Genomic DNA, 12003 nt, shown 5'->3' on the forward strand with positions numbered 1-12003 from the left:
GTCTTGAGGTAGGGTGTCGCGATCCTAGCCAGCAATCTCATGTCCGCAAGCCGAAAAAATCAGTGCGACCAAAGCTCTTCGCCGGCCCTGCTCAATATCGGCGTGCGAAAACAGGAAACCACGCGGCTCTTCCACTCAGGCCCGAAATCGTCGAGCTTCTTTTCCCAGCGATCCGATTGCAGCATGGCGGCGCCGATGACCACTGGCTCGATCCCGAGCGAAGTCATCAGCGTCAGCCCGGAAATGATCGAGGTACCGGAGGAAATTACATCATCGACCAGCGCCACACGCTTTCCTTCGATCAGCGGCATCATGCGCGGGTCGACATATAGCCGTTTCTGTTGCTCCGGTGTGGTGATCGAGGAAAGCGGCACGGAAAGCTCTTCGTCGTACCAAAACTTCTTCGATGTCCCGAGCGGCACGTAACGGGCAAAACCCAGCATCCGCGCCACAGCGGCGGCAAGCGTCAGGCCCAGTGTCGGCAGGCCGACAATCACTTCGGGCCGAAGTGCCGCGATCTTCGGCGCCAGATCCGCCGCAAGCGCATCCTGCACATCGAAACTCGCCTGGTTGATGATCAGCGATGCCAGAGCATGTTGTCCGTCAGCAAGCGGCCGGATCGGCAGCCTGATCTGTTCGCCGCTATCAAGCCGCGCCGGAAAAAACCCGGAAAACGGCCCGGTCTCATCAAAAGAACCGGGAGCATGCAGCTCCTGCCAGAATTCATGCGGCTGCATCGCGTCTCCAAAATCTATATTACGCCAGAACTTCCAGTATCGGGCTTTCCAATAGCGTGCCGGTGGTTACGTCGGCAATGCCCCGGTCGGTCTGATGCGGTCCCGCATTGCAGGCAAGCGTCGCGCCGAAGCAGGCCTTGAAGACGAGGTATGGCGGCTGCCAGTCGACAACCTTGTCCATAGCCGCACGGATCGCCCGGAACTGATCGGCGACCACCTCGACCGGCTCTTCGGACACGAGGCCAGCCAGCGGCAGCGGCAAAAGGCTCACCACTTCGCCGCCGATCGCAACTGCCATGCCGCCGCCCGATGCGATCACCGCATTGGCAGCAGCCGCCATATCGCGCGGATCGGAACCAAAAACGGTGAGGTTATGACTGTCATGCGCAACGGTCGTCGCGAAAGCGCCCTTCCAATTGCCCCAGCCGGTGAGGAAACCCAACCGGGTGCGGCTGTCGACACGGCCATGGCGATGAGTCACGGCGATCAACACCGATTCCTGCGGGGGTACCACGAACCCGTTTTCGACAACCGCATCCGCCTGCCCCCAGCGTGTGAACCGCGGCCGATCAATGGTCGCGACCCTCACCCGGGTACCTTCAGAGCGAAGTTTGAAATCATCTTCCTGCAGAGCCTGCAGCTTTACCGAACGACGCAGCGGATTGGGGTTCATCCGGCACACATCGCCCATCATCTTTCCATCGCGCGAGACGATGTGGCCGCTCGCCACGACCGCACGTGTGCGAAAATCCTTGAGATCTTCGAAGAGCACGATATCCGCCCGGCGACCTGCCGCGATCAATCCGAGATCGGCGCGGCCGATCCTGACCGATCCGTTCAGCGTCGCTGCCTGCAGCGCCCATTCCGGCTTCATCCCGTAGCGCACCAGCCGGCGCACCACATCATCTAGACCGCCGCCATCGACGAGATCGTCGGGGAACACGTCGTCGGTGCATATCGTCACCGTCTGCGGCAGATGCCCGAGCGTGTTCAGCGCCGCGACGAATTCCGGCAGAAGGTGGTCATGCGAGCCACGCATCTCGATCGTCAGACCGGCACGCAGCTTCTGCATCAGGTCTTCAGCGGAAGTCAGCTCGTGATCGGACGTGACGCCAGCCGTCATGAAAGCGGCAAGATCACCGCCAGCAAGGCCGCGGGCATGACCGCTGACAAGCTTTTCCGAAACGAGCGCATTCTGCACGATATTGCTGATGCGTGGTTCGCGGTCGATCACGCCGCGCATATTCATCACTTCCGCAAGACCGGCAATCTTTGGCCACAGCAGCATTTCATCGATCACATCGGCATCGAAGTCCGCTCCAGCGACCTCATAGCCGGGAGCAGACGGAACGCAAGACGGCGCCATCACGACGGCGCGAAGCGGCAGCGAGCGGACAGCCTCCACAGACCATGCCACGCCATCGACACCGCAGACATTGCCGAATTCATGCGGATCCCAGACCACCGTCGTCACGCCGCGCGGCACCACAGTCTCCGCATAGGTCGCCGGCGTCACCATAGAGCTTTCGATATGCATATGCGTATCGATCAGGCCGGGAGAGACGAACGCGCCGGTCGCATTGATCACCTGCGCCGCATCCGAGCGCTCACCGCGCTCGTGAACGCTGACGATGAGCGGCCCGACAATACCGATATCGGCAGGACGCAGCTCACCGGTCACCACGTCCACCAGCGTGCCACCGGCAATCAGGATGTCGAAGGGCGCATCTCCGCGTGCGACCTTCACGGCATGATCGCGAAAGCACGGTTCGGTAAATTCGCCAACGGTTGCGATAATGTCCTTCACCAGCTTGCCTCCGCCTTCAATGCATCGAGAATGGACTGCTTGGCCTTTGCGGCATCGATATCCGCCGCAAACTGCGCGTTGAATTCGGCCTTGCCCGCTCGTGTCTCGACCACGGTGCGACCACGCGTGTGGCTGCCCGTCAGTTCCATGTCGATCCGCGCATCCTGCCATGTCGCAAGATCCGGCTGCACGAAGGCCACCGCCGCAACAGCGTCATAAAGCGACATCGCCTTGCGCCCGCGGCTGGTGGCGATCGAAACGAAACCAGCCAGCAGATCGGCCAGCAGCGTTGCATTGCGGCCACCGGCAGAGCGCACCGGCTCAACATCTTCCGGCGCGCAAAGCACTTTGCGGCAAAGATCGAGATCGACCATCCGCAACGGTATGCCGTGGGCGAGAACGATTGCTACCGCTTCCGGATCGGCAAAGGCGTTGAACTCGGCGGATGCCGTGTGATTGCCGGCAGTCAGTCCGCCGCCCATCCATGTCAGGTCGGTGATCTTGGCGGCGAGATCCGGCCGCGCCAGCGCCACGGCTGCAATGTTGGTAAGAGGCCCGAGCGCCAGAATGCGTCGCTCGCCTTCGCTGCGCTCCAACCATGAACAAAGTGCCTCGAACGCATCCTCAACGAATGTATCCGGTCCGGCCGGCAGTGCTTCACCCGCAGTCGGCATGCCCGCATCGCTGAGGATCGAAACCGCTGTCTCCAGCTTGCCGAGTACCGGCTTTGCCCGCCCGGCGTGAATGGGAAACGGCCAGACGAAGGCCGCCGCGGCACCAGCCGCATTGCGGCGCACCTGATCCAGCGGCGCATTGCCCAGCACAAGCGAAATCCCGTCGATGGCAAGCCCGCCATGGGCGACAACCATGATGGCGGCCAGATCATCGAACCCCATATCGGTATCGATCCAAACACCCATTTCAAGCACACTCCAAAGATACAACCGGACGATCCATCGGGGCGTCCATATACACGAGAGATTGAATACGGAGGATAAGGGTTTTCACCTACCATCCTCCCGAGCATTGCCAGCATCGCTTACAACCGAGATCGCCGCCGGCCCCGTCGATTGACGGACCATCAGCGTCATCGGCACACCTTCACAATCAGGCCTCGCAGCGATCAGGTCACCGGCAGAGGCCTCACTGTCCGCAATCGCATGACCGAGAGCCTCCACGGCACATTCCGCAATCGTCGCAAGGTCCTGCCGCAAGGTGGTGATCGGCGGCATCACCACCGACGACCAGACAAGATCGTCGAAACCGCTGACACTGGCCTGAAGCGGAACATCGATACCGTCACGCTGCAATTCCGTCAGCGCACGCAGCGCCAGAAGATCATAGACGGCAGCAAAGCCGGTAAATCCGTCAGCCACCCGGACGGAGAGGCCGAGCGCGCAACCCGCCCCCTTCGAAGCTTCCAGATCCTCCACCCACAGGGTCTCGCAGCAGACTTCCTTGCCGAGGCCGGCTCTGAGGCCGCCGATCCGGTCATTCTGCACATTCGATTCCCGGCTATGGGCAATCAGCAGCACCTTCCGGTGCCCGAGAGAGGCAAGATGGCGCCCCATCTGCACTCCGCCGTCCCAATGGTCGGACGACACCGTGTTGCCGGGCGTCGACGGACTGTCGATGATCGCCACGGGAGTGCCGATATCGGCAATCCGCGATCCCCGACGGGGAACGACGATCATGCCGTCGACGCCGCGTTCTATCAGGCGACCGATCGCCGCCGTCTGCTGGGCGATTTCCCCGCGACTATCGGCGATCAATACGCCGAACCCGGCAGAAGCCGCCGCCTGCTCGATCGCCTGTGCGATCTGCGGAAACAATGGATTGGAAATATCCGGCAGAACCAGGCCGATGACACCCGTCCGCCCCGTTCTGAGCGCCCGCGCCGCATGGCTCGGCACATAACCAAGCTCTTCCGCGGCCTGCCGGATTTTTGCAGAAAGCTCGGCGGAGACCCGCCCCTTGCCGGAAAGCGCATTCGACACGGTTGCCGAAGACACACCAAGGGCGGCGGCAATTTCCGTCATCGTCGCTGGCGGCCGATCGACACTCATCGTATCTGCTGCGTTCCAAGGTGATTAATCGTTTAACCAACCATATCTGCATATGCTCCTTATGTCGAGCGAAATACAACCTTTTATATAGAGTAATGCACAGCCATTGCTACCAGGCCACGATTTCCTGCCGATAGCGCGCCACCTCTTCCATCAGCCATGCCCGAAAGGCGACGACCGGCGGGAAACTGGCCTTCGCCTGCGGCGCGACCACGTAGTAGGCGCTGGGACTGACCACCTGATGCGGAAATGCCTCCACCAGCTGCCCGCTCGCGAGTTCCGTATCGATCAGGAAAAGCGGCATCAGCCCGACACCCAGACCCGCGAGACACGCCTGCGTGACGCTGCCGAATTGCTCGAACCGCATACCCTCGCTCATGCTGCCGGCAATCCGAAGGCTCTCGAACCAATGCTTCCACCCGCCCGGCCGTGACGCCATATGCAGAAGCGGCAGCCGCAATAAATCTTGCGCCTGCACAACCGGATGAGAGCGGAGAAATGCAGGCGAACAGACCGGAGCCACCATCTCATCCATCAGAAAAGTACATTCGGCACCCGGCCATTCAGGTTGACCGACATGGATTGCCATATCGATACCGTCCCGGTCGAAATCGAACAGACCGATACGGGTCGCAAAATTCAGCGTGATTTCCGGATGCCGTGCAACGAAGCCCGGAATGCGCGGCATCAGCCAGCGCGTACCGAATGTCGGCAGGATCGCCAGATTGAGCTGGTCGCTATGCCGTTTGGTCATGGCGTGGAGCGATGCCGAGCGGATCTGCGACAGTGCACCGGCGATCGCTTTCGCAAAATCCGCGCCCGCCGATGTCAACACGACGCCACGGCTGGTTCGGTCGAAAAGCATCACCCCAAGCTGCTCCTCAAGCCCGGAAACTTGGCGACTTATAGCGCCTTGCGTCAGCGACAACTCGTCCGCCGCAAGTGAAAAACTGCCGAGCCGCGCAACGGAATCGAAGGCGGCAAGCGCTGAGGTAGAAGGCAGGAGTTTTCGCGAAAGCTCTTTCATGCCCTATTACTAACCCTCATGGCCGATTGAGTAAACGGGCCTTGCGACAAACGACCGCGGGACGATAATCTGCAAGAGAAATTGCTTGGCGACGAAGACTTCACCCTGCGCCGCCAGCCCGAAACTCGGCCGGCGACACCCGTCCTACCAAAAACATCGGAGACCCCCTTGGCCTTTATCTGGAACGATCCTTTCCTCATCGAAGATCAGCTGACCGAAGAGGAGCGTATGATCCGCGACGCGGCGGCCGCCTTTGCCAAGTCTGAACTCCTGCCGCGGGTCGAGGAAGCCTATCTTGAGGAAAAGACCGACGCCGGTCTCTTTAAGCTTATGGGGCAGACCGGCCTTCTCGGCGTCACGCTGCCGGAAGAATATGGCGCAGCCAATGCCTCCTACGTCGCCTACGGCCTCGTCGCCCGCGAGATCGAACGCATCGATTCAGGCTACCGTTCGATGATGAGCGTCCAGTCCTCGCTGGTCATCTACCCGATCTTTGCCTACGGCTCCGACGAGCAGAAGAAGAAGTATTTGCCGGGTCTCGTCTCGGGCGAACTGATCGGCTGTTTCGGCCTCACCGAACCGGATGCCGGTTCCGATCCGGGCGGCATGAAGACCCGCGCGGAAAAGATCGAAGGCGGCTACCGCCTGCGCGGCTCGAAAATGTGGATCTCCAACGCCCCCATCGCCGACGTCTTTGTCGTCTGGGCAAAGTCGGAAGCCCATAATAACGAAATCCGCGGCTTCGTTCTGGAAAAAGGCATGAAAGGCCTCTCCGCACCCAAGATCGGCGGCAAGCTCTCGCTGCGTGCCTCGATCACCGGCGAAATCGTCATGGATAGCGTCGAAGTCGGCGAAGACGCGCTTCTTCCAAACGTGTCAGGCCTCAAAGGCCCGTTCGGCTGCCTCAACCGCGCCCGCTACGGCATATCCTGGGGCGTCATGGGCGCGGCTGAAGATTGCTGGTTCCGCGCCCGCCAGTATGGACTGGATCGCAAACAGTTCGGCAAGCCGCTCGCCGGCATGCAGCTTTACCAGAAGAAACTCGCCGACATGCAGACCGAAATCACCCTCGGCCTGCAGGCCAGCTTACGCGTCGGCCAGTTGATGGACCAGCACCGGATGGCGCCGGAAATGATCTCCATCGTCAAGCGCAACAATTGCGGCAAGGCTCTGGATATCGCTCGCCAAGCCCGCGACATGCACGGCGGCAACGGCATCCAGGTCGAATATCACGTCATGCGCCATTCGCAGAATCTGGAAACGGTCAACACCTACGAAGGCACCCACGACGTCCACGCGCTCATCCTCGGCCGCGCACAGACAGGTATTCAGGCCTTTTTCTGATCTGCGACCCCGCTTCGGTAACTTCGCCCTCAAAGCCCGGCCGCCTTGCGAGCCGGGCTTTTACACGCTCGGCTCGATCTGGGGATCCGCTGATTGGCTCCGGCCACTTGCCCAAGGTCGCCATTTCATCATGCGCCGGATCGACGCCCGCTGCTCCGCATTGAAGATTGCGCGCAGCGTCCGGAAGAGAGAGTAGGAAAGATAGTCGGGCAGCAAGACCAGCGCGCCCTTAACCGTCAAAGGCGCGCGGTATTGAATCCGGACTGTCTGCGCGTTCGACCAACGCTCCTTGTAGTCCATGCGCAATATCCGCATGTCGAAATCCAGGCCATGCTCAAAACACCAGCGCACCGCATCCTCGATGATAAGCATACCAGGTGAATAGCGCGCATAGTCGGGATCAAAACTGGTGGCTAAAAGCTCGACACGGGTTCGGTCAATCATGGTCAGGAACGCCGCTATCGGCTTGCCGTTCAGCGTGAGGCGAAAGAGGCCTACGCGCCCCAGCTCGCCACGCTTCATCGAAGCCGCCAGAAAAAACGCCCGCGCTTCGCCTTTGCCAAGCCATGGGCATGACTTGCCCATGCGGCGGAGCCAGCGTCGCTTCTCCTCGATCACCCAATCGATCGTCTCGACAGAACTGGCATAATCTTCAGGAAGTTCGAACCGCAGCTCCCCGAGCTTGAGAAGTCTCTTGCGCCCCTGCTTCAGGTTGGTGCGGAATTTGGAAGAATAGGCCTGGAGCAGATCATCGAAGTTTTCCACGCCGCGGCGCTCGATCATATAGCTATCCAACGGATTGGGGATGTTAAAGACGCCTGTTCTTTCCAGAACCTGCCGCGCGGCACCATACTGTTCAACAAACGGCACCTCGATGATATCAGCCATCGGGCGTAGAAGCGCCAACAGCTCCCGGCAGATTTCGTCCGCATTCATATCGGGCGCCATCAGCGGATCACCATATTCTTCGTGGATACCGCAGCCCAATGGCTCAAGACGGGTCGCAGGGCCTAGCCGGTTTCGCTGGAACGGCCAGACCGCGACAAGCCGAGCACCCAACCAGACGGTCGCGCATATCAACCGGTCACCTGCAGAAGCGTCCCTCGTCTCCCACCCGAGCTTTGCCCACTCAAATGTCTGCGTGTAGTGGCACGTCACAACTGATCGCGCGAGGTCGTTCCACTTATCTTCGAGTTGAACAAAAGCCTCCACGCCATCGACTAAAACAGAGTGCAACATCCGACCTCCCCTTCGGATTCACTGTGGGCTTAAATAAAAACCCCTCTTGCTTTCAGAGATAACAAATAAACTTAAAACAAACAAAGCACATTTCGAAAAACAACAAATACATTTAAAATAATTAAACTCACCGAACCAAGATAAAGGACGACATACGAGTTAACATCCAGATTTCCTCAAATATTTGGATAAGACGACAACAAACCGGTCTCAAGGCATAGAAACTCACAGTTCGCGCCGCTATTCGTCATTGGCCAAGGCGATGCCCCGGGTGTATCAACGCGATGCAGCTCGAAGAAAGCGATAAACACGCACAGGAAAGACCTCGCAAAGCATGCACGCAACGGATGATGCGGGAAAAACCGTCGCTCAGAACGATGCCGAGAACCAGTTCGATGTCGGCGATCGCCTGCGGCTCGTGCGGCAGAGCTATGGTCTGTCGCAGCGGGCATTGGCGGTGAAGGCCGGCGTTACCCATTCGCTCGTGTCGCTGATCGAAAAGAACAAGGTCAGCCCTTCCGTCGCGTCGTTGAAGAAAATTCTCGAGGCGATCAACTATCCGCTGACGGATTTCTTTGCACTTACCCTGCCGCCCGTCGACCAGATCTTCTTTCGCGCCGACGAACTAACCCCCTTGTCGAAAGGCCCGCTGACGCTGCTTCAGGTCGGTGATGCGAAATCCCACAGCGTCCAGATCTTTCACGAGTTCTACGAGCCAGGCGCCGATACCGGTGAAACCATGCTGGCCCACGAGGCGGAGGAAGGCGGGGTTGTCGTCGCCGGCGAACTGGAAGTGACTGTCGGTAGCCAGACCCGCATCCTGAAACGCGGTGATGCCTATTTGTTCAACAGCCGCCTGCCGCATCGTTACCGCAATATCGGCACGGAACGCTGCGAAGTCGTCAGCGCCGTCACGCCGCCCTATCTCTAATCGGCAGACCGCCAGTCGTTAATCCAATTAGTATGACTTTTTTGACCGCACCGCCGGTTGATTGTCGGCAGTGATTGTCTTAACTCAGGCACCGGAACCCATCCGCCCCTTCTGCCCGCGGCACCCCGCCGCGCGACCTGACGTTTCAAAACGAAAGTGGACCCCCATGCAGACCTATCCCGACGTAAAGCTTTTCATCAACGGCGAATGGCGCGATGCCATCGGCGGCGAAACGATCGAAGTTACCGATCCGGCAACCGACGAAGTGATCGGCAAGATTGCCCATGCCCGCAAGGCGGACCTCGATCTGGCGCTTCAAGCCGCCGACAAGGGTTTCAAGATCTGGCGCGACACGGCTCCCTTCGACCGTTCGAAGCTGATGCGTAAGGCAGCCGATATCCTGCGCGAGCGCGCTGACAATATCGCCTGGCTGATGACCCGCGAACAGGGCAAGCCGCTGGCACAGTCCAAGATGGAAATCATGGGCGCCGCCGATACGATCGACTGGTTCGCCGAAGAGGCACGCCGCACCTACGGCCAGATCATCCCGGCCCGCTTCTCCGGCGTCGCCCAGATGACCATCAAGCAGCCGGTCGGCCCGGTCGCAGCCTTCACCCCGTGGAACTTCCCGATCAACCAGATCGTCCGCAAGCTTTCCGCCGCCGTCGCAACCGGCTGCTCGATCATCGTCAAGGCACCGGAAGAAACCCCGGCATCGCCTGCCGAACTAATCCGCGCCTTTGCCGATGCCGGCATCCCGGCTGGCGTCATCGGCTTGGTCTACGGCATCCCGGCGGAAGTATCCGAGTACCTGATCCCGCATCCGGTCATCCGCAAGATCTCCTTCACCGGCTCCACCCCGATCGGCAAGCATCTCGCAGCGCTCGCCGGCAAGCACATGAAGCGCGCCACGATGGAACTCGGCGGCCACGCTCCGGTCATGGTCTTCAATGACGCCGATCTCGACAAGGCGATCGAAATCAGCGCCATGTCGAAGTTCCGCAATGCCGGTCAGGTCTGCGTCTCCCCGACCCGTTTCCTGGTTCAGGACGGCGTCGCCGACAAGTTCCTCGAAGGTTTCGTCAAGGCTGCGGAAGCCATCAAGGTCGGCAACGGTCTCGAAGCAGATACCGTCATGGGTCCGCTTGCCAACGAGCGCCGCATCCCGGCCATGGAAGCACTGATCCAGGACGCAGTATCGAACGGCGGCGAACTGAAGACCGGCGGCAAGCGCATTGGCAACAAGGGTAACTTCTTCGAGCCGACCGTTCTTGCCAACGTTCCGACCTCGGCCAAGATCATGAACGACGAGCCTTTTGGCCCGATCGCCATCATCAACCGCTTCTCGTCCTATGAAGACGCGATCACCGAGGCCAACCGCCTGCCCTTCGGCCTTGCATCCTACGCCTTCACCGGCTCGGTCAAAACCGCCCATGCACTCGGCCGCGAAGTCGAAGCCGGCATGCTGACCATCAACCACAACGGTCTGGCGCTGCCGGAAGTCCCGTTCGGCGGCATGAAGGATTCCGGCTATGGCACCGAAGGCGGCTCGGAAGCCGTCGCTGCCTATCTCGAAACCAAATACGTCACCCAGATGAACTGATCGCTCCATCTGCAATCGCATTTACGAACCGGCCGGAGCCCACGCTCCGGCCGGTTTTGTTTTTGGGGATTGCCTGTATCCGTGTAGTGGATTACGAAAACAAATAGTGAACAAATGGATGTGACGATGGCCGATACGGAAACGGAAACCGCCCCTCTCCTGAAGGAAATCTTCAACCGTGACCGGCTGAACCATTTCGCCCGCGAGACGGCTGCCATCCATCCGGCGTTCAATGGCGAACGCTTCCTCCAGCTCGCATCCGAAGGACTGGACAATCTCAGCATCATGCAGCGCTTGCGGCAGATCGCGGTCTCCTTCCACGCAACCCTGCCCGGCCCCTACGAGAAGAATATCGAGATCCTCTGGACGCTCGCGCCACGCATCAACCACGGCTTCGCCTCGATCACCCTGCCGGAATATGTGGCGCTTTACGGCCAGGATCATTTCGACCTGTCGATGAAGGCGTTGGCTTATCTCACCCGCTTCGGCTCATCCGAATTCGCCGTCCGGCATTTCCTCCTGAAGGACATGCCGCGCACGCTGGCAGTGATGCGGGATTGGTCGCAAGACGACAACGAACATGTCCGCCGCCTGTCTTCGGAAGGCTGCCGCCCGCGCCTGCCCTGGTCCTTCCAGCTGAAACAGCTGATTGCCGACCCCGCGCCGGTTGCCCCGATCCTTGAAAACCTGAAAAGCGACCCGAGCCTCTATGTCCGCAAGTCCGTTGCCAACCACCTGAACGACATCACCAAGGACCACCCGGAATGGGTTCTGGAAAAGCTTTCACACTGGGATCAGGGGGATATCCGCACCGCCTGGATCATGAAACAGGCGCTTCGCACCCTGGTCAAAAAAGGCGATACCCGCGCCCTTCATGTCTTCGGCGCAGGCCACAAGGCGGAGGTCAAGGTGGAGGCTTTCTCGGTCACCCCATCCTCTCTGAAGCTCGGTGGCGCGGTAGAGATCACCACGAAACTCACCTCGACCGGCATTGCTCCGCAGAAGCTGGTGATCGACTACGCCGTCCACTACGTCAAGAAACCAGGCGGCACCTCGAAGAAGGTGTTCAAGTGGAAGGAACTGACGCTCGCGCCGAATGCAGGCGCGGAACTCACCATAAACCGAGCCATCCGCGACTTCACCACCCGCATTCATTATCCGGGAAGCCACGCCGTCGAACTGATCGTCAACGGCGAGGTTTTAGGTGAAGCTGCGTTCGATCTCATTACCTGAATAAAAAGAAAGAGCA

Annotated in this window: 10 protein-coding genes; 4 read left to right on the plus strand and 6 right to left on the minus strand. The window is 59.8% G+C overall.

Translation table 11 applies throughout. The features are described from left to right. Positions 1–59 precede the first annotated feature (59 nt). From HNQ72_RS07080 to HNQ72_RS07100, 5 genes are all read right to left on the minus strand, one after another. Complete coding sequence (locus tag HNQ72_RS07080) at positions 60–737, minus strand: phosphoribosyltransferase (RefSeq protein ID WP_183990843.1); 678 nt, start codon at positions 735–737, stop codon at positions 60–62. A gap of 19 nt (positions 738–756) precedes the next feature. Further along, complete coding sequence (locus HNQ72_RS07085) at positions 757–2544, minus strand: adenine deaminase (RefSeq protein ID WP_244654316.1); 1788 nt, start codon at positions 2542–2544, stop codon at positions 757–759. Then, the gene (locus tag HNQ72_RS07090; RefSeq protein WP_183990845.1) at positions 2541–3464 is read right to left on the minus strand and encodes a nucleoside hydrolase; all 924 of its coding nucleotides are present in this window, start codon (positions 3462–3464) and stop codon (positions 2541–2543) included. The genes HNQ72_RS07085 and HNQ72_RS07090 overlap by 4 nt, the downstream gene beginning before the upstream one ends. Before the next feature lie 84 nt (positions 3465–3548). Continuing rightward, positions 3549–4610 (minus strand): LacI family DNA-binding transcriptional regulator, encoded by a 1062-nt coding sequence (locus tag HNQ72_RS07095; RefSeq protein ID WP_183990847.1) that lies wholly within the window; start codon positions 4608–4610, stop codon positions 3549–3551. A 109-nt stretch (positions 4611–4719) separates the two neighbouring features. Further along, the gene (locus HNQ72_RS07100; RefSeq protein WP_183990849.1) at positions 4720–5637 is read right to left on the minus strand and encodes a LysR family transcriptional regulator; all 918 of its coding nucleotides are present in this window, start codon (positions 5635–5637) and stop codon (positions 4720–4722) included. A gap of 168 nt (positions 5638–5805) precedes the next feature. On the opposite strand from HNQ72_RS07100, the gene HNQ72_RS07105 reads away from it, so the two are divergent. Further along, positions 5806–6981: an acyl-CoA dehydrogenase gene (locus HNQ72_RS07105; protein ID WP_183990851.1), complete on the plus strand. Its 1176-nt coding sequence runs from the start codon at positions 5806–5808 to the stop codon at positions 6979–6981. A gap of 60 nt (positions 6982–7041) precedes the next feature. Here the strand turns inward: HNQ72_RS07105 and HNQ72_RS07110 are convergent, their stop codons facing one another. After that, complete coding sequence (locus HNQ72_RS07110; protein WP_183990853.1) at positions 7042–8220, minus strand: GNAT family N-acetyltransferase; 1179 nt, start codon at positions 8218–8220, stop codon at positions 7042–7044. Positions 8221–8554: 334 nt separating this feature from the next. On the opposite strand from HNQ72_RS07110, the gene HNQ72_RS07115 reads away from it, so the two are divergent. From HNQ72_RS07115 to HNQ72_RS07125, 3 genes are all read left to right on the plus strand, one after another. Continuing rightward, positions 8555–9151: a cupin domain-containing protein gene (locus HNQ72_RS07115; RefSeq protein ID WP_183990855.1), complete on the plus strand. Its 597-nt coding sequence runs from the start codon at positions 8555–8557 to the stop codon at positions 9149–9151. 166 nt (positions 9152–9317) lie between these two features. After that, the gene (locus tag HNQ72_RS07120; protein WP_183990857.1) at positions 9318–10754 is read left to right on the plus strand and encodes an NAD-dependent succinate-semialdehyde dehydrogenase; all 1437 of its coding nucleotides are present in this window, start codon (positions 9318–9320) and stop codon (positions 10752–10754) included. Positions 10755–10880: 126 nt separating this feature from the next. Continuing rightward, positions 10881–11987, plus strand: a complete 1107-nt coding sequence (locus HNQ72_RS07125) for a DNA alkylation repair protein (RefSeq protein ID WP_183990859.1) — start codon at positions 10881–10883, stop codon at positions 11985–11987. Positions 11988–12003: the final 16 nt, after the last annotated feature.

The sequence above is a fragment of the Aliirhizobium wenxiniae genome (genome assembly GCF_014201355.1).
In the GTDB taxonomy this organism is placed as follows: domain Bacteria; phylum Pseudomonadota; class Alphaproteobacteria; order Rhizobiales; family Rhizobiaceae; genus Neorhizobium; species Neorhizobium wenxiniae.